Below are 17,522 nucleotides of genomic sequence, written 5' to 3'. Positions count from 1 at the left end.
TGCATCGTATTCGCAATCCTTCTGGGCGGTGAATGTTCAGAAAGTTCGATTTTCAGCGCCGGGCAAGTCGAGCTTTCGGAGCTGCCTGTTCCGAACGATGAGAGCTTTGAGAGCGATAAGGCAGAGATGATATAATCGGGGGAAAAAGGAGGGCTGATCATGCTCATTAAGGAATCGTTGTCCACGTCGCGCCGCGACGAGATGATCGACATTACGAGGCAGATCGCTTCGATTGTCGCAAAGTCGGGGGTTACCGAAGGCCTCGCCCTCGTCTACTGCCCGCATACGACGGCCGGCATCGCCATTAACGAGAACGCCGACCCGGACGTCAAGCGGGACGTGCTGATGCGGCTGGACGAGGTGTACCCGTGGGAGCACCCGAAATACCGCCATGCGGAAGGAAATACGGCTTCCCATCTGAAGGCGATCACGACCGGCACCTCGCAGACCGTAATCGTGACGGGAGGGAAATTACGGCTCGGACGCTGGCAGGGCATCTATTTCTGCGAGTTCGACGGCCCGAGACAGCGCGAGTATTTCATCAAGCTTACGGAAGGTTGACCCCAAACGCCTTCTGCGTCCTCTTGACGCACAGTTGCGCGGCGCCCCTCGGGCGCCCTATTCCCCTTCGATAAAATATTGCTCCTCGCCGGCTTCGAGAATCGCCTGTCCCTGCGTCAGGTCGGTCATCCAGATGAGAAAACGTTCCGCCGCTTCCCCGGCTTCGGGATAACACGGCACCCTGACGCGGTCGGTGAACGACACCTCGCCCACTCTGAAGCCTCTGCCCCGCAGCTCGTTCTCCAGCTTGCCGTACCAGGTATAGTCGACGTCGACGACAACCTCCCGATGCAGCACCTTCACGATCGGTTCGGCCGCGTCGAGACCGACGACCGCTCCGTCCGTGTACGCCCGAACCAAGCCGCCCGCCCCGAGCATAATGCCGCCGAAATAACGGGTGACGACGACAACGACATTTTTCATGCCGCGGTTTTTAATCACTTCCAGAATCGGTTTGCCCGCCGTTCCGCTCGGCTCCCCGTCATCCAGCGCTTTCTGGTACTGGTCGCGCTCGCCGATCAGGTAAGCCGAGCAATTGTGCGTGGCGTCCCAGTGCTTCTTCTTGATTTCTTCTATGAAGGCGACCGCTTCCTCCTCGGTATCCGCCGGCTTGGCGTAGCCGATAAAGCGGGATTTTCTGATCACGATCTCGTCCGATCCGAATTGTCTGACGGTTGAATATCTCGGGAGCATGGGTCGACCTCACAATCGTAACGTAACCCTGTGGCGGGCTTCTTTTACCCTCCATACTATCATATCGGAGCAATCGAAGGAACTTTCGCGAAGCCATTCATAGGGGGAGAAAGCCGGCCCGTTCCGGGAAAATGGCTCGCCTCCCTGTTAAAAACAGCTCGCAGAGAATAGAATCCGGCGGATGAAAGCATATGGTAAACATGCTATAATTATGGGTGCAATCAAGGGGAATACAACGAAGTTCGTTGCGTTCGCTTCGCTATGCGGCATAGAGAGAGGACACGAGGGGGGCTCAACATGTTTGCCAAACGGCTGAAGCAATTGCGGAAAAGGCGAAAGTTGACCATGCAGGAAGTGGCCGATTCCGTCGGAGTTGCCAAAAGCACTTACGCAGGGTACGAATCCGGATACCGGCAGCCGACGATCGAATCCATACAGACGATTTCGAGAATGCTGCGCACGTCGGCGGATTATCTTCTGGGGCTGACCGATTATCCGGAGCCGCCTGCCGAAGTCAATCATAACGCGAAAGAATATTTGAACGTCGAGCAGCTTCATTGGGACGGAGTTCCGTTGGAGAAGTCCGATCTCGACTTGATCCGCAGCCTGCTCGAACGAATGATTCGCGACCGCACTCTGTCGAATAAAGACGATTCATCCTCCCAATAATTTCGCCGCCTTGGCGTTCGACTCCGCTTTCAGCTGTTCCTTCGCGGCGTTGAAGGCCACCCTCCATTCTTCGATGGTTTCCGGCGATTCGGAATCTTCCTCCGCTTCCCGGGTCAGCTCCCGGAATTGATTGTCGCACTCGGATTCCGCCGCCGCCATATTCTCGGCCAAGCTCGCCTGCCACGCCTGAACCGCGTAAGGGTCCCTCTTATCCACCTGCTGCAAGCCGGCTTCCGCCTCGCTTAATACGGCCTTCATATTTCTCGTGCATTGGGCTTGCACTTCCTTAATTTCCTGGTCGTAATCCCGCGTCCGCTGGTTTGCCGTGTTCGCCGGAGTCTCGCCGGGCAGCGCGGGTTCGCTTGTCCCGTTACTCCCCGTCCCCTGCGAATTCGGCTGCGATGGAGAATTTTCCGTCGTCTCTGCCGCCCCTGCTCCGGACGAAGCAGAAGAGCCGGATCCCGGCTTCGCCTGGTTAGACGCTTCGGGATCGCCGGTCTTGGACGACTTGGACCCGGAATTCGTTCCGGCGGTTTTCCCGGTTCCGGCAGTTTTTTCGGTTCCGGCTCCTTCGCGCGTTCCCGGCTGGACGGAAGTTTGCCGTTCCGGCTTCGCGTTCGCGTCCCGGTCGTTCTTTGCCTCTGTGTCTCGATTGTTCTTTGCGTCTGTGTCTCGATTGTTCTTTGCGTCTGTGTCTCGGTCGTTCTTCGCATCGGAGTCCCGGTCGTTCCCCGCCTCCGCGTTCCCGTCGTTTTTTGCGGCATCCGTCGCGGCTCCCGATTCATTCTCCGGCATATAAGAGCCGTCTGTCTCCGGCGAATTCATCTCGTCCAGCTCCGACGGGGACGTGATATCCTGCTCAGGCGGATACAAAGCATCCTGCTCAGGCGACAGCGCTTCGCCATTTTCATCCTGCCGGATTTCCGCTTCTCCCTGCTCCGCCGCGGCAGCGGCGGCCAGCTTTCTCTCCGAAGCTTCCCGCATGTGCAGTCCGCCCCATAAAAGAAGAAGAAGGACGACCAACGTGGATAACGTGACGATTGCGGCGTCCGGCTTCGGGAAATCGCGCCGTTTTCTTCTGCGTGTGCGTTTTTTGCCCATCTCCATCCCTCCCTTAATCGGAAAATAGGGGGCCGCCCTGAACGGACAGCCCCCTTGTGCCTACAAATCGAGCAGTTTCTGAATGATTCGCGTCGTCATTTTCAACGTCTGTTTTTTGGCTTCGGCGATGGCTTTGTCCTTCTCCCGCTTCGGCGCCTCCACGGCTTTGATCCGGTTGACGGTTTCTTCGTTGAGCTGGATCACCTCGAGCAGAAGCTGCACCTTCTCCTCCTGACCGCTTGCGCCGTCAAGTCTTCTGCCTATGTCGCCCAGCTTTTGCTTCAAGTCCTTGACGATGTCGTCGACGGATTCCGCGTAATCCTCGTTCACCAACGTCACTTCCTGCCGGAACAGCACTTTTCCGCTGCGCGAGCTGCGATCGGTCCATACCGCTTGAATGACCGCTGCAGCCTCCGCGATCTTCTTCGGAATCGTTACTTTGCCGTTCGCCGATACGCTGACGTCCTTGCTTCCCGACACCTTGCTCCATCTCAGGATAGAGGACGGAAGCTCGACGCCGAGGAATGTCAGACTGTACTGATGCTGCCGACCGTTCGCGGAGACGTCCACCTTCGGCGCCGCTTCGGCGCGGATCGTGGCAACGGTCCATGCGGTCGCGGCTAGGGCGTCGTAACGCAGTTTGCCCTGGAAGTTGGCGATTACGGAGCCGATGTCGGCCGAACGAACGCCGAGATTGGACAGCGCGGCGCTTAACGGATAAGCATCCGTTTGGGACAAAACCGCGGCAATCGCTTGGTTGCGCAAGGTTGTCTGCCTTTCAGGGCTGCCAAGCAGACGGCCCAGATCCGAAGATTTCATGCCGGCGATCCTGTTGCGGATTTCTCCTTCGACTCCTCCGCGCTGTTCGCCGTCGCCGAACCAGAAGATCAGATAGTCGTCCATCGTCAGCCGCTGGATGCCCGCCGCCTCGGCGATCGTCTGCATGACCTCCCGATAATCCGGATTGTCCAGCACGGCCTGCAGCTCCGAAGCCTGCGGATCGTAATGAATCGCGCCCGCGGCCCTCACCGCTTCGAAGAGCCGCTGGCGAAGCTTCGCCTGGTCCGCGTCCGCCGGCAGCCGGGGAGCGATGCGGCGCCAGATCGGATCGATCAGCCTCTGATTCGAAGCGGCGTTCAGGCCGGCGAGTTCATCCCGCAGACTGCGCACGGCGCGCGCGTCCGAAGGATCTCCCGCAAGCAGCGCTTCGCGAATGGGGCTCATTCGAGCGATGAAAGCATCGACCGGGAACCGGCTGCCTTCCGTCTCTTTGGCCGTCAGCGTGATCTGCTGCTCGAAGATGACTTTCGTTACTCCGTTAAGAGGGTTTACGAGACTGGCTCGAATGACCGCGGACGCGCTTTCGACGTCTTCCGGAATCGTAACGATACCTTCCGGCGTTACGGTCGCTTCCGGATCTCCCGAGACCTTCTCCCAGCGAAGCAGGAAGGCGGGAACTTCCGTTCCGTGCACGGTCAGACTGTAACGATGCTCGCGGCCGTCCTCGCTAATCTGCGCGTTCGCTTCCGCGACCGTGCGGATATAGGCGATCAACAGCGCGCGAACGGCGGGCTCGTCCTTTTGCAGCTTGAGCTGAAGTCCCCGTATGGCGCCCCCGATATCTCCCGACGTGATTCCGAGATTGTTCAGAAGCTGGCTGACTTTGTAGTTGTCCGTATCCCTGAGCACGCTGTCCGTGGCGCGGATCAGCACATCCGTCAATTTATCCTGGCTGGCCAGCAGCATCGCCAATTCCATCGGCGACAAGCCGGAGAGCATATCGACGAGCGTGCCCTCAATGCCTTTGCGCGCTCCTCCGTCTCCCAGCACGAACTCGACCGTATCCTGGAACGTCACGTTTACTCCGCCGCCGGCCGTCTCGATCAGCCGGATCAAGGCGATGAATTCCGGATTTCTGCGAATCGCCTTGAATTCCGACAGCTCGGGGTCGTACCGGGCGGAGGCGATCGCTTTCGCAAATTGGAGCAGCTTGGCTTTCGCCGCCCCGCTGTCGGTCCCTTCGGGAAGTTTGCCGCTAATTTTGCTCCAGATCGGGGCGATCAGCGGCTCGTAGTCGGCATCGCCAAGACCGGCGATCTCGGCGCGCAGATTTTGCACGTCTCGGAGATCCGCCGGATCCCCGGCGGCCAGAGCCGCGAACAATTCGTTTACGCGGTCCAGAATGCCCGAAGCCAGCAGATTTGCCCATTCCGCCTGATCGTCATACGGCCCGATAACCGGCGGCTCTATCTCCGGAGCTTCCACCACCGGTGGCTCTGTCACAGGCGGTTCCACCACTGGCGGTTCCGTTGCTGGCGGTTCTATTACTGGAGGCTCCGTTGTTGGCGGTTCTACTATTGGCGGTTCTGTCTCCGGTGGCTCTACTATTGGCGGCTCCGTTCCCGGTGGCTCTACTACCGGAGGTTCCGTCCCCGGCGGTTCCGCTGCAGGCGGTTCTGCCGCTGGAGTTCCCGTGTCAGGCGATTCCAGCGCTCCTGCCGGTAACTCCTCGGCATTCGCAATCTGCAGCCAGCCGATTCTGGCCGAAGCTCCTTGGCCTCCGAGCGGTCCCCCGCCTATCGAAGTTGCAGCCAGCACGGCCGCAAGCGCCGACAACGTTACCTTATTGCCAAACTTCATCTCCTTCACCTCTACTTGGGATGATAATGAACGCTTCTTCAGATAATGTCCGAACGCCGATGTACGATTTTTTCGAGTAACGCCCCTCGTTTCTCGCCCATTCGAGCTCCGATGTACGATTTTTTGGAGTAACGTCCTCCGTTTCTCGCCCATTCGAGTGCCGATGTACGATTTTTTGGAGTAACGTCCTCCGTTTCTCGCCCATTCGAGCTCCGATGTACGATTTTTTCGAGTAACGCCCTCCGTTTCTCGCCCATTCGAGCTCCGATGTACGATTTTTTCGAGTAACGCCCCTCGTTTCTCGCCCATTCGAGCTCCGATGTACGATTTTTTCGAGTAACGCCCTCTGTTTCTCCCTCATTCGAACGACGATGTACGATTTTTTTCGAGCAACCCCCCACGCCGCAGCCTCTTCCGAGTGACGCAGCCACCGGACGCCGCATACTAAATACTAAGCCACTTACTAGGCCACAAACTAAGCCGTATACTAAAATTGAAGGACCGGCATCCGTTCCTTCACGCCCTTGCTTAAGCTGGGGCGGCCGACGGAATAGTAGGCGAAGTCGGTTTCGGCGAGGTGCTCCTCCTTGAACAGGTTGCGCCCGTCGATCAGAATGGGCTGCTTCAGCACCCGCTGGAGCCGCGTCAGGTCGACGCCGGCAAACTCGTCCCATTCGGTCAGCAGAATCAAGGCGTCCGCTCCCTGCGCCGCCTCCTCCGCCTTATCGCACCATTGAACCCCCTCCTTTCCGAACATCGCCCGGAAGTTGTCCGTCGCGATCGGGTCGTACGCTTTCGCCTTCACGCCCCGGTCGACCAGATGCCGCATAATCTCGAGCGCCGGAGAATCCCGCACATCGTCGGTATTCGGCTTAAACGCCAGCCCCCACACGCCGATCGTCTTGCCAGGCAGCTCGCTGCCGAAGATCGCCTCCAGCTTGCGGATCACGTTAAAACGCTGGTCCTGGTTGACCTCCACGACGGAGCGGAGCAGCTTGAACTCGTAATCCACGTTCCCCGCGATCTGGATCAGCGCGCGCGTATCCTTCGGAAAACAGGAACCCCCGTAGCCGATGCCGGCCTTCAGGAACGACGGCCCGATCCGCTTGTCGTAGCCCATGCCTTCCGCCACCTTCGTCACGTCCGCGCCGACCTTCTCGCAGATGTTGGCGATTTCGTTGATAAAGGAGATTTTCGTGGCGAGAAAAGCGTTCGACGCGTATTTGATCATTTCCGCGCTGCGGATATCGGTCACGACGATCTGGTCGGTCAGCGGCTCGTGCAGCCGGATCATCAGGTCGGCGGCGCCGTCGCATTCCGCTCCGACGATAATCCGGTCGGGCCGGAGGGTGTCCGCGATGGCCGAGCCCTCGCGCAGAAACTCCGGCAGCGACACGCTGTCGAAGCGCATGATTGTGCGTGACCGCATCAGCTTGGCCAGGCGCTCGTTCGTTCCGACGGGAACGGTGCTCTTGACGGCTACGATTTTGTAGCCGTTCATCGCCTCCGCGATTTCGATCGCCGCTTGGTCGATATAGGCGAGATTGGCCTCCCCGCTTGGCAGCGGAGGCGTGCCGACGGCGATCATAATAATGTCGGAGCTGCGAACCGCGAACGCCAGGTCGGTCGTGAAGACGAGATGGCCCGCGAGCCGGCCTTCGGCGGCCAGCTCCTTAAGGCCCGGCTCGTAGATCGGCACGCCGCCGGAATTCAGGACGGCGATCTTCTCCGGGTCCTTGTCGACGCAGACGACCCGATGACCCAGCTTCGCGTAGCAAGCGCCCGATACGAGTCCGACGTAGCCGGTGCCGATTATCGTAATGTTCATACCCGCAACTCTCCTCTGATTATGAAGTCGTGCCGAAAGGGCTGTCCCCTACCCATAAGTAAAGTAAGTCGTAACGAACGATTATCGATGTATGGTTATCATGGGCATCGATCACCTTATACACCGTTACTTAGGAGACAGCCCCTCGCGCAGAAGCGCCAACGCCCCTTCCGCCGCGCTGATCTGCAGGATCTCGTCCCAGTCGAATGCAAGCCGGACGATATCCTCCTCGATCAGCTCGGACCCGGTCTGCACCTCGATGACGTCCAGTTCCTCTCCCGCCTCCGCCCTCAGGCTGTGCCTGCAGGCGCGCGGAATTTTCACGACGTCGCCCGGCTTCACCGCAAACCTCCTGCCGCCGAGCACCATCTCCCCGCGGCCGGCGGCGATCGTCCACACCTCGTCCCGGAGCTCGTGGTACTGATAGCTCAGGTTGCGGCCGGGCGCGACGCGAATGCGCTTCGTCAGCACTTCCGTCCCGTCCGCGTACTTCAAGTAATCGAGCACCCGGTAGCCGCCCCAGCGTCGCTCCTCGTACATCGGCCGCTGCTCCGAATGCTTCATCACCTCCTTGATCATCGGGCTGGACGCCTTGTCCGCCACCAGAATGCCGTCCGGACTGGCCGCGACGACGACGTCGGACAGATTGAGCAGCGTGATCGGAATGTCCAGCTCGTTGACGACGTGCGCATTGCGCGAATCGCCGGCGATCGTTCCGTTGCCGGTCAGCGGACTGTCGATCTCCTCGGTCAGCGTGTTCCATGTGCCGAGGTCCTTCCACTCCCCCTCGTACGGCAGCGCCACGATCTGCCGGCTCCGCTCCGCGATCTCGTAGTCGAAGCTGATTTTCGGCAGTCTGGCGTACTGCTTCTGCAGCTCGTCGTACTGGATCGGCAGCTCGTACGCGATCAGGATGTTGATCAGAAAATCGAGCTTAAACGCGAAAACCCCGCAGTTCCAAAGCGCGGCCCGATCGATCATCGCCGCCGCTTCTTCCTGGCGGGGTTTTTCCTTGAAGCTGTGCACTTTAACGAACGGCTTATCGGGCATCGCCCCGTCCTCCGGCTCCGGCACGATGTAGCCGTATTTCTCCGAAGGAAACGTCGGCTTCACGCCCATGAGCGCCAGATCGGCGCTCGATTGCCGCAAGGCGGGCTCAAGCTCCCTTGCCCTGACGAAAAACGATTCCTCCACGTACGGATCGACCGGCATGACGACGACCGTCTCGCCGAGGCCGACGCCCTGGACCGAGTACAGATAGACGGCGGCCAGGGCGATCGCGGGAAACGTATCCCTGCGCTCCGGCTCGACGACGAGCTCGACCTCGCTGCCGAGCTGACTCTGGATCATCTCCGTCTGCGATCTGCCGGTCGCGATTACCGCGTCGCCGCGGAGGCCGGCCGCCCCAAGCTGCCGCCATACCCGCTGGACCATCGATTCCCGTTCGCCTCGCCCGTTTTTCAGCACCTTCAGAAATTGCTTGGAACGCGAATCGTTCGACAGCGGCCACAGGCGCTTGCCCGAGCCGCCGGACAGAAGCACGATTTTCATGGCATAGCCTCCAATCTGGCGGTAGGAATTCCGCTCGTCCAAGTGTGATAATAACTGGAATTTTTGCCGTACGAGTTGTCGAGCAGGCCGTTGGGCTTGTCCATCAGGCAGGACAGGATATGCCCGTGCAGCCTGGACGTTTGCACCTGACGATAGACGCTGAAGCGCTTGACCGCTTTCTCCACCAAATAATCGCTGTACCTGCCCCAGATCGCTTGCAGCGGCAGCGCCCCGCCGCCCCTGGCCATCATTTTCCCGATCATCGTAATCGACTTTCTCTCCACCTTGTTATACAGAGAACCCCAGTCCAAATAATCGCCCTGCGCGTTCGTCTCCAGCAGCCCCTGCTCCCCCGTCCGCTCAATGTCGGTCCGATAAAAGCAGAGCAGCTCCTTGCCCGGGCTCGCCGCCGGCCGGATCGGCCACAGCTGGTGCGCCATGTCGGGCGACAGGTAGAGGGAGCAGCGGTCGAACTTTTTGGCCGCCATCGCGTAGGACGACGGATCGCGGACGAACAAATGGACGTCCCTGTGCTTGCCGAATACGCGCGCCGACCGGTCGAACTGCCCCTCGTCCCTGTAGAAAATCGTCTGCGGCAAAACGACGATGCGATGGAACGGATACTCGGCCACGATTTTCTCCCGCAGCCTTTGGTGCGCCGGATACAAGTCGCCGAAGTTGCCGCCGCCCTGCAGCACGATGATGTGGTCCCCCGGGATGCTCAGCCTGTCGGGAAAATCAAGCACGCTGTACCGCGCCTTCACGCGGATGCCGTTGTCCCGGAAGAACGCCTCCGCCCCTTTCATGATCAACAGATCGCCGCCGTTATTGTACACGGGGTAGTCGATGTAATAGATGCTCGAGCCGGGAGGAATCGCCCGCAAAATCTGGCGAAGCCGCTCCTTCAGCCCGTCCATCGGGTGAGCCTTGCGTTCAGTTGGCATGTCCGCTCTCTCCTTTGCGACGCACTCTCTCTTTAAGCTGCCTGAGCAGAATGATCAGGTCGTTTTTGTCGAATAGCAAGCTGCCCGCCTTGACGCCGAACGCCATCTTCATCGCGACCAGCGTAACGGTCAGGCGGATCGCGGCCCCGATCAACAGCGCGAGGGCAATTCCGTTCAAGCCGTACAGCGGGGTGAAAACAAAAAACAAGCCGATCGTGGCCGCCAGCGATATCGCCTGTCTGACGAGCACCAGTCCGGGACGTCCCGCCGCGTTAAACGCCGTGGCCAGTATCCACGAGCCGCCGCCGATAATGCATTCGACGGACAGCAGATAGAAGGCGCCCGCCGCTTCCAGGAACGGTTCGCCGAACAGAAGTCCCATCAGGAACCGCCCGATGAACAAGCTGGGTACGAGCACGATCGCCATGACGAGCAGGGATAACCGGAACGCCCGGCCGACGGTGTCCACGATCCGCGTCTTGTCCAAACCGGTCACCTTCGGAAAAACAACGCTGGAGACGGCGGTCTGCACGACGTTAAAGACGCGGGACAACGCATAGACGACAGTGTACAGGCCCAGATCCTTGGCGGTCAGCATCGAGAGGATGACCAGCTTGTCGAACTGGGAATACAAGGTGCCGAGCAGCTCCACTCCGAACACTTTGCTGCCGTATCCGAACAGCGCCTTGGCCGCCGCCGCATTCCGCAGACTGCCGAACCAGTCGATCCGCAGCGCGTCTCTCATGCCGTACAGCGACCAGAGGAGGACAAGCGCGCTCGTCCCCAGAAACACGGCCGCGGCCGAGACGAGACTGAGATGGCCCGCCATCCACAGCGCGAGCAGGCCGAGCAGATTAAACAGCGGGCCGTACAGCCGCACGCCGTTGTAGACGTTGAAGCGGTTCGCACTCTGTGCCAGAGCGGCTACGAGGTTGGCCGCGAGAATCGTCGGCAGCATCAGCGCCGTAAACCAGCGGGCCGTCCGCACGACCGGCTCGGGATAATCCGCGAGCCAGATCGGAAGCCCCTGCCAGGCGACGTACCCGGCGACGAGACTGACCGGGATCTGGAACAGAAAACCCGCCCGGACAAGCTCGCCCCCGTCAGCGGCTTGCGACTGCTTCAGATTGTAGATCAGCGAGGTCGGCAGCCCGAAGCCGACCAGTCCCGCGAGCAGCGTCGGCCAGAACAGGATGGCGGACAGCTCGCCCTTGCCGACGACGCCGAACATGCGGGCGGTCACGATCGATGTCAGCGTGGCGATCGCCATCATGAGGAAGTTGGTCGCGCTCGTACGCAGCATCGTCTGGACGAGTCCGCTTCCCTTCCACGTTCTCCCGGCGGCGAGCTGCCGCGCCATCGGCTTAGCTCCTGCCGCCATAGCGAAGAACGCCGACCAGCGCCCCGTTGCGGTAACAGACCTTCACGATCTGCCGGATAAATCTTTCGTATTGGAAAACCGACAGCAGCGACGTTCCGATCGCCTGAACCATGCGAACGCTATGCTTCAGGACGGCCGTCGCGCCCGCATCCCGCCGCTTGACCGCGTCGCTTACCCCTTGCCAGAACATCCGCTTCAGAAACCACTTCCTCGTCGTGCGCTCCTTGGCGACCTTATGCCTGACCGAAGCGTAAGGCGTGTAATAGACCTTGTGTTTGACGCGAAGCCGGGCGATGAGCTCGCTCTCCTCGCTCGACAGCAGGTTGCGGCCGACTCGGCCGAGATCCTCGCGGAACGGCTCGATGTCCGCGAACACGCTTCTGCGGAACGCGACGTTCGCGCCGTAAGGAATCGCGGGCGCGGGCATCTCCACGACAACGCCGGAGTAATCGAGAATCGTGAACACCGACCGATATTCCGCCGGAATCCAGCCCGGCTCCTCGCCTTCCCACAGCGGATCGATTTTGCCTCCGACGCAGCCGATCGCCGAATCTCTCTCGAAGACGTCGACGATATGCCGCACCCACTGGCTTCCCGCCAGCGCGTCGTCGTCGAGAAACAGAATCCATTCTCCCCTCGCCTCGCGGATCGCCCGGTTCCGAGCTGTCGACAGCCCCAGCTTCGGCTCGAACACGTAGCGGATTCGCTCGCCGTGCCGCTGCCGCAAGCCGTTGACCATCTCCGCCGTCTCGTCCGTCGAACCGTTGTCCACAACGACGATCTCGAGCTCCTTCTTGTCGAAGTCCTGAACCAGCACGCTGCCGATCGCCTCCGCCGTATCCTTCGCCCGGTTGTGGGTGCAGATGGCCACCGTTACCTTCATCGTTCATCCCGCCCTTGATACACGTTTTTGATCCGCTCGGCAATTGAGCCCCATTCCAGCTCGCGCAATGCCCGGTCGTAATCCGGCGACCTCCCTTCCTTGACGCTGCGCATGGCCGCCTCCATCGCGGCCGCCAAGCCGCCGGCGATGCCCGGATCGTAACGGACGACCATGTCCTCCTCGAAATATTCATCGATAAAGCCGTTGTCCGGCATGACGATCAGCTTCCTGAAGCTCAGGCCGAGAATCGCGGAGCCCGATGTCGTAATCTCTTTGTAGGGCATCACCATGACATCCGCGGCTCCGAGCAAGTCGGCCACCTCTTCGTTCGGGATAAAACGCAAATCCAGAACGAGGTTCGCGGTATCCTCCGCGCCGCGAAGATACGCCTCCATCTCCCGATCCGCCTTGCCCGCGATAATCAGGCAGGAGTTGTCCGTTTGGACCGCGCGATAAGCTTCGATCAGCTCCTCGACGCCCTTATAGGCTTTGATGGCTCCGAGAAACAGGTAGACCTCGGCGTCTTCGCCGATGCCGTACCGCCTCCTGAAGTTCGTGCCGTTCGAGGGGTACGCGTCCGCATAGTGTCCGTGCTTCACAACGGTCAGCTTATCTCCCGGCACACCGAATTCCGCCATCGCCTGCCGCTTGGCCGCCTCCGACGCGACGATCAGCCCGGAGCAGAACCGGCAGATCAGCGTGCGCATCGCGCGCTCCATCCGCCGGTATTTCACCTCGTGCGGATACAAGTTGTGCAGCGTCCAGATCAGCCGCACCCGCTTCGCCTTCAGCACGAGCAGCGTCGTCAGGAGGAGGGCGGACTTGGCGGCGAACAGCAGCGGATTGTGATTCTGGTAGGCGTGGTGCATCCAGTGCACGTGGACGACGTCTCCCGGCTTCGCCCGCGCGACCCGCAGCGCGAGCCTGCCGTGCGTCAGGTCCATCACCTCCACCCCCGCGCCGCAGAGCGAATCCGTCAATAGATTGTTGTACAAATTCAACTCGCTGTACTTCGGCCACATCCATACTTTCATCTCGAATACGCTCCTTGCTCGCTTCGGCGAATCCAGCCCTCCGGCACGGTCAGCTCGCGGATGACCTTGGCCGGAACGCCGCCCGCCAGCACGTTCGCGGGAATGCTTCGCGTCACGACGCTGCCCGCGGCGATCACGCTGCCCGACCCGATCGTGACGCCGGGCAGCACGACGCAGCCTCTGCCGATCCAGACGTTGTCCCCGACGACGATCGGAAGGCTCGCGGTACGGTCCTCCGCATCCACCGGATGGAAATTCGCGTCGATCAGATTGACCATCGGGCCGATGATCGTATGGCTGCCGATCCGGATCGAAGCCGTGCAGCCGATGTCCAGCCCGTAATTGCAAAACACGTGGTCGCCGATCCACAGCCTGGCTCCCTTGTCCACCGAGATGGACGACGGGAACGGCTTGGCGTGGAAGGAGACGCTTCGTCCGAGAATCAGCTCTCCTTTGTTCGAGATCGCCAGCTTGCCCGCGATCCGGCTCAAGCGGCCGGCCGAATCGGCCTTGAGCGGAAACACGACGGCGCCCTTCAGCACGGCGAGCAGCTTGCCGATGCGAATCTGACGGAACGGGATACCCATGCGCTATCCCGCCGTCTCCGCCGCGCCGCCCGCGGCCAGCAGCGAACGGTAGGCCGTCTCTACCTTTCTGGCGATCGCGTTCATATTAAACTCGCTCATGACGGCCTCGTATCCCCGTTCGGCAAGCTCCTGGTAATCGACGGCTTTGCTGTACACGAGCCGGATCGTCCGGTACAGCGCCTCGACGTCCCCGTCCTTGACGATCCAGCCGCCCTTCGTCTCCTCGACGATTTCCGGCGCGCCCCCGGAATCCGATACGATAACCGGCGTACGCACGAGCATCGACTCGATAATGACTCTGCCGAACGGCTCGTTCAGCGAGAAATTGATCGTCAGATCGCACTCCTTCATCACGTCGAGCGGTTTCGGGCTGTAGCCGTAGAAGACGACGTTTTCCTCCAGCCCGTAATCTTGCACCTTGCGGACCAGTTCGGCGTAGTAGCTCTCCGAGCCGTCGACGGACGCGTCGCCCACGATCAGCAGCTTCCAGTTGTAAGCTTTGTCATCGGCTAGTTTCTTGACCGCCTCGATGACAAGATCGTATCTCTTCCATTCCACGATCCGGCCGAACGTTCCGATAACGAGCGTATCGTCCTCCATGAACGCGCGGCTCTTCGGCATTCGCGCCGTCTCCGGATCGACGCCGTTGTAGATGATCGTCTTGTTGCCGCCCTGAACGGAGCCGGCGACGAAACGCGAAATGCAGATCACCTGATCGAAAAACCGGGGCAGCACCCGATTGAACATGCGCAGATGGGTGTAGTCCCGGTGATGCCAGACGAGCTTGCTGCTTGCCATGAACTTCAGCGGTGCCGCGTACCACGGCGCTCGCCAGCCGTTGGCATGGATAATGTCGATCCGTTTTTTCTTCACGAACGCACGTATGCGCAGCACGGTGTCCACATAGCCGAAGCCGAGTCTCTTCTTGATGCTGTTGAGACGCAGCGGAAAAAGCTCGTACTCCGTCCGAATCTCGTGCAAATAGGAGGCGTCGCCGGGACAGAGCAAGTAGATCCGATACTTGGACGTATCCAGGTAATTGATCAGGTGGATCAAGCTCTGCTCCGCGCCTCCTTTCTTGTCCGCATGGGTCACGAACAAGACGTTCGTTCTGTTTCTGTCCATTCGCATCCCCCGCTCAGCTTGATAACTTGGCGTTTAACGATTGCAGATAGCTTTTCAGAACTTCCTTGTGGTCGTACTGTCCGCGGATAAAATGCTGCGCAGCCTCCAGCAATGCCTGAGCCCTGGCGGGATCGGCGAGCAGCGTCCGGATATGTCCGAGAAAATGACGAGGCTCATCGGCCAGCAGCATATGCTTGCCGTCGATCAGTCCGGTGCCTTCGCAGCCGACCGAGGTCGAGACGACCGGCAGGCCGTTCTGGATCGCTTCGATCGTCTTCAGCTTCACGCCCGCCCCGTTGCGCATCGGATTGACGAACAGATAACCGTTCGCATAGATGTCCTCCAGGCTGGCCGGCGTGTCGTGCACCTCCACGTTCCTCAGATCGTGCGCCTCTAACCAGCCCAGGCCCTGACCGCGGCTGTTGCCCGCCACGACGAACCTGTAGCCCGGCACGTCCAGCAGCCCCGGGTGAATATGGGCCAAATACCATTCGATCGCTTCCCGGTTGTTGGGCATGAACAGCGAGCCGACGAACACGACGTGCCGCGTCCGGAACGAGCCGGCCCGGAACGCTTCCCCGTCGACCGGGGGCGGCAGGAACAGGCTTTGGGCCGCCGGATCGAGCGCGCGGAACCGTTCGAACTCCTTGTTGGAGATGAACAGATACTTGTCGATCCTCGTCCGCATCTTCTTTTGCAGCGCCGCGAACTTGCCGCTTTCCATCCGATAGTACAGCTTGTGCAGCAGGCTGGTGGCGCTCCTCGCCAACGCCTTGAAATAGATCGCCTCGTCGTTGTGCACCCGCAGGATCGCCCGCTCGCGCCTGATCCGCGGATTGTCGAGGATCGGGTACACGTAGTCGCCCTCCAGCAGCACGTAATCGTAATCGTCCGCCAGCGGAATGCGCCCCAGTTCGGCTCTCGACTGGGCCTGCATCGGGACGAGCCGGAGCGCGTCGGCGAGCTTGCTTCTGCGCGGACAGAGCACGATCTCCTCGACGTAATCGCCGACGGCCTTGATGTCCGCGTCGCCCGGCCGCTGCTTGCCGCATACGACGAGATGCAGCTTGCAGCCGAGCTCGGCGAGCGCCTTGATCCTTCCCCACGTATCCACCCTTAAGCCGTGGTTCGGAGGATACGGGAAATCGCTGCATACGAGCAATATTTTCATGCTTCCGCCCTCCTTGTCGATGTCGTGGCATAGCCGATAAAAGCGAAAAACAGCCAGATTTCGTATTTGATCTCCAGCGCGACGAACAGCAGGGACAGCAGCACGAAAATCAAGGCGGGAAACAGAATCGAACTGGTCTTCGCCTTCTTCAGCAGGCTTGCAGCCAGCAGGTAGAAGAAGACGACGGCCGCGATTCCTCCGAACATCAACCATTGGAAAAAGCCCGATTTCACGCCCACGTTCCGGTCCGTGCCGGAATACTGCAGCAGCTCCCCCGCGTTGATCTGGCCGATGCCGAACGTATCGTAATAAAACCGCGACATCACGCCGATCGCGCTGTCCACATACTGATCGAAATACATCAAATAAGCGCCCGTGCCCACGCCCAGCGGATGATGGGCGACGGTGGACAGCGCGATAAGAATCGTACCCATTCTCGTATAGGACGACGTGTAGTTCTCGATGTCGTTGCTCAGCGAGCCCAGCACGCCGGCGGAGAAATGGGAAACGAACAAATACATCGCCCCCGCCGCGCCCAGGAGCAGAAGGAAGTTTCTCTTTTTCCGAAAATCGAGAAACTTCGCCATCGTGACGACGATCGTGAGCAAAGCGACGATCAGAAACCCCTTCGAGCCCGTCACGAACAAATAAAACAGGAAAAAACCGGCGACGAACGCAATCGACAGCGCCTTGGCCGGTCCGCTCAAATCCCGGGACAAATAGACGAGAATCGCCGAATAGACGACCACGATCGTCCCGGTCGTGCTGCTCTCCGAGGTGAGCAGCCTGACCCGCCAGTAGGGCTGGCTTCCCGCATGCAGCGGGGCCAGCGCGTTCGGGATGCTCGCCAGCTCCGCGATCATGATGACCGCCAGCAGCGCGACGACGACGAAGAAGCAGACGAAGAGCGCGCGACGGCTGCCGATCTTCGCAAACAGCAGCTGCATATGTCTGACGTAGAGCAAAATCAGCACGAAATAGATCAGCACCTTGACCGCCTTGCCCAGCAGGTTCTCCTGCCCGAAGCTGTAGCTGCCCTGCAGAAATTGCGCGAGCACGTAAGCGACGCTGATAAAGCTCAAATAAACGATAAAAACGAGCAAATACCGCTGCAGCTTCGAGCCGTGCATCACCCGCTTATGCTTGGCCAGCATCGCCGCCTCGCAGACGACGAATAGCGGCAGCAGCAGGACGATCGGCGACCGGCCGATTTCGCCGATGACATTGACTAAAGGAAAATCCTGATAAACGGTCAGCAGCAGCAATAAAACGAGATACAGCCCCCAGAGCAGCCGATTGCCGCCGGTTCTGCCGGCCGCGACCCCGGACGTTCCCGGATCGTAACGCATGTTTC

At 60.1% G+C, this 17,522-nt stretch carries 15 protein-coding genes; 2 read left to right on the top strand and 13 right to left on the bottom strand.

Annotation, left to right across the window (positions count from 1 at the left end; translation table 11 throughout):
* The first annotated feature begins 159 nt into the window (after positions 1 to 159).
* Complete coding sequence (locus tag ACFFT4_RS32730) at positions 160 to 561, top strand: secondary thiamine-phosphate synthase enzyme YjbQ (protein WP_378053626.1); 402 nt, start codon at positions 160 to 162, stop codon at positions 559 to 561.
* Positions 562 to 618: 57 nt separating this feature from the next.
* Here the strand turns inward: ACFFT4_RS32730 and ACFFT4_RS32725 are convergent, their stop codons facing one another.
* Positions 619 to 1,254 (bottom strand): YigZ family protein, encoded by a 636-nt coding sequence (locus tag ACFFT4_RS32725; RefSeq protein WP_378053623.1) that lies wholly within the window; start codon positions 1,252 to 1,254, stop codon positions 619 to 621.
* Between the two features lie 297 nt (positions 1,255 to 1,551).
* On the opposite strand from ACFFT4_RS32725, the gene ACFFT4_RS32720 reads away from it, so the two are divergent.
* On the top strand, positions 1,552 to 1,923 hold the full coding sequence (locus ACFFT4_RS32720; RefSeq protein WP_378053621.1) for a helix-turn-helix domain-containing protein: 372 nt from the start codon (positions 1,552 to 1,554) through the stop codon (positions 1,921 to 1,923).
* Here the strand turns inward: ACFFT4_RS32720 and ACFFT4_RS32715 are convergent.
* From ACFFT4_RS32715 to ACFFT4_RS32660, 12 genes are all read right to left on the bottom strand, one after another.
* Entirely contained in the window at positions 1,909 to 3,024 is a 1,116-nt protein-coding gene (locus ACFFT4_RS32715; protein ID WP_378053619.1) for a hypothetical protein, read from the bottom strand. The two genes, ACFFT4_RS32720 and ACFFT4_RS32715, sit on opposite strands and share 15 nt — an antisense overlap.
* A gap of 60 nt (positions 3,025 to 3,084) precedes the next feature.
* The gene (locus ACFFT4_RS32710; RefSeq protein ID WP_378053617.1) at positions 3,085 to 5,307 is read right to left on the bottom strand and encodes a hypothetical protein; all 2,223 of its coding nucleotides are present in this window, start codon (positions 5,305 to 5,307) and stop codon (positions 3,085 to 3,087) included.
* Positions 5,308 to 6,151: 844 nt separating this feature from the next.
* On the bottom strand, positions 6,152 to 7,492 hold the full coding sequence (locus tag ACFFT4_RS32705; protein ID WP_378053615.1) for a UDP-glucose dehydrogenase family protein: 1,341 nt from the start codon (positions 7,490 to 7,492) through the stop codon (positions 6,152 to 6,154).
* Between the two features lie 126 nt (positions 7,493 to 7,618).
* Positions 7,619 to 9,043: a sugar phosphate nucleotidyltransferase gene (locus ACFFT4_RS32700; protein ID WP_378053613.1), complete on the bottom strand. Its 1,425-nt coding sequence runs from the start codon at positions 9,041 to 9,043 to the stop codon at positions 7,619 to 7,621.
* Positions 9,040 to 9,987 (bottom strand): polysaccharide pyruvyl transferase family protein, encoded by a 948-nt coding sequence (locus ACFFT4_RS32695; protein ID WP_378053611.1) that lies wholly within the window; start codon positions 9,985 to 9,987, stop codon positions 9,040 to 9,042. The genes ACFFT4_RS32700 and ACFFT4_RS32695 overlap by 4 nt, the downstream gene beginning before the upstream one ends.
* Positions 9,977 to 11,347, bottom strand: a complete 1,371-nt coding sequence (locus ACFFT4_RS32690) for a lipopolysaccharide biosynthesis protein (RefSeq protein ID WP_378053609.1) — start codon at positions 11,345 to 11,347, stop codon at positions 9,977 to 9,979. Before ACFFT4_RS32690 ends, ACFFT4_RS32695 begins: the two co-directional genes overlap by 11 nt.
* 4 nt (positions 11,348 to 11,351) lie before the next feature.
* Positions 11,352 to 12,251 carry a glycosyltransferase family 2 protein gene (locus ACFFT4_RS32685; RefSeq protein WP_378053607.1) on the bottom strand — a complete coding sequence of 300 codons (900 nt, stop codon included), beginning with the start codon at positions 12,249 to 12,251 and terminating at the stop codon, positions 11,352 to 11,354.
* Positions 12,248 to 13,285 carry a glycosyltransferase gene (locus ACFFT4_RS32680; protein WP_378053605.1) on the bottom strand — a complete coding sequence of 346 codons (1,038 nt, stop codon included), beginning with the start codon at positions 13,283 to 13,285 and terminating at the stop codon, positions 12,248 to 12,250. The genes ACFFT4_RS32685 and ACFFT4_RS32680 overlap by 4 nt, the downstream gene beginning before the upstream one ends.
* Positions 13,282 to 13,872, bottom strand: a complete 591-nt coding sequence (locus ACFFT4_RS32675; RefSeq protein WP_378053603.1) for a DapH/DapD/GlmU-related protein — start codon at positions 13,870 to 13,872, stop codon at positions 13,282 to 13,284. Before ACFFT4_RS32675 ends, ACFFT4_RS32680 begins: the two co-directional genes overlap by 4 nt.
* Before the next feature lie 3 nt (positions 13,873 to 13,875).
* Entirely contained in the window at positions 13,876 to 14,997 is a 1,122-nt protein-coding gene (locus ACFFT4_RS32670; protein WP_378053601.1) for a glycosyltransferase, read from the bottom strand.
* Between the two features lie 13 nt (positions 14,998 to 15,010).
* Positions 15,011 to 16,168 (bottom strand): glycosyltransferase family 4 protein, encoded by a 1,158-nt coding sequence (locus ACFFT4_RS32665; RefSeq protein ID WP_378053599.1) that lies wholly within the window; start codon positions 16,166 to 16,168, stop codon positions 15,011 to 15,013.
* Positions 16,165 to 17,517, bottom strand: coding sequence for an O-antigen ligase family protein (locus ACFFT4_RS32660; RefSeq protein WP_378053597.1), 1,353 nt, complete (start codon positions 17,515 to 17,517; stop codon positions 16,165 to 16,167). The genes ACFFT4_RS32665 and ACFFT4_RS32660 overlap by 4 nt, the downstream gene beginning before the upstream one ends.
* Positions 17,518 to 17,522: the final 5 nt, after the last annotated feature.

The sequence above is a fragment of the Cohnella cellulosilytica genome, assembly GCF_042431195.1.
Taxonomy (GTDB): domain Bacteria; phylum Bacillota; class Bacilli; order Paenibacillales; family Paenibacillaceae; genus Cohnella; species Cohnella cellulosilytica.
This window is presented reverse-complemented; position numbering and strand designations above follow the sequence as displayed.

What these genes read in the sequence shown, in the direction of transcription:
- ACFFT4_RS32730 (WP_378053626.1), top strand. Translation starts at nt 160, where the DNA reads ATGCTCATTAAGGAATCGTTGTCCACGTCGCGCCGCGACGAGATGATC.
- ACFFT4_RS32725 (WP_378053623.1), bottom strand. Translation starts at nt 1,254, where the DNA reads ATGCTCCCGAGATATTCAACCGTCAGACAATTCGGATCGGACGAGATC.
- ACFFT4_RS32720 (WP_378053621.1), top strand. Translation starts at nt 1,552, where the DNA reads ATGTTTGCCAAACGGCTGAAGCAATTGCGGAAAAGGCGAAAGTTGACC.
- ACFFT4_RS32715 (WP_378053619.1), bottom strand. Translation starts at nt 3,024, where the DNA reads ATGGGCAAAAAACGCACACGCAGAAGAAAACGGCGCGATTTCCCGAAG.
- ACFFT4_RS32705 (WP_378053615.1), bottom strand. Translation starts at nt 7,492, where the DNA reads ATGAACATTACGATAATCGGCACCGGCTACGTCGGACTCGTATCGGGC.
- ACFFT4_RS32700 (WP_378053613.1), bottom strand. Translation starts at nt 9,043, where the DNA reads ATGAAAATCGTGCTTCTGTCCGGCGGCTCGGGCAAGCGCCTGTGGCCG.
- ACFFT4_RS32695 (WP_378053611.1), bottom strand. Translation starts at nt 9,987, where the DNA reads ATGCCAACTGAACGCAAGGCTCACCCGATGGACGGGCTGAAGGAGCGG.
- ACFFT4_RS32690 (WP_378053609.1), bottom strand. Translation starts at nt 11,347, where the DNA reads ATGGCGCGGCAGCTCGCCGCCGGGAGAACGTGGAAGGGAAGCGGACTC.
- ACFFT4_RS32685 (WP_378053607.1), bottom strand. Translation starts at nt 12,251, where the DNA reads ATGAAGGTAACGGTGGCCATCTGCACCCACAACCGGGCGAAGGATACG.
- ACFFT4_RS32680 (WP_378053605.1), bottom strand. Translation starts at nt 13,285, where the DNA reads ATGAAAGTATGGATGTGGCCGAAGTACAGCGAGTTGAATTTGTACAAC.
- ACFFT4_RS32675 (WP_378053603.1), bottom strand. Translation starts at nt 13,872, where the DNA reads ATGGGTATCCCGTTCCGTCAGATTCGCATCGGCAAGCTGCTCGCCGTG.
- ACFFT4_RS32670 (WP_378053601.1), bottom strand. Translation starts at nt 14,997, where the DNA reads ATGGACAGAAACAGAACGAACGTCTTGTTCGTGACCCATGCGGACAAG.
- ACFFT4_RS32665 (WP_378053599.1), bottom strand. Translation starts at nt 16,168, where the DNA reads ATGAAAATATTGCTCGTATGCAGCGATTTCCCGTATCCTCCGAACCAC.
- ACFFT4_RS32660 (WP_378053597.1), bottom strand. Translation starts at nt 17,517, where the DNA reads ATGCGTTACGATCCGGGAACGTCCGGGGTCGCGGCCGGCAGAACCGGC.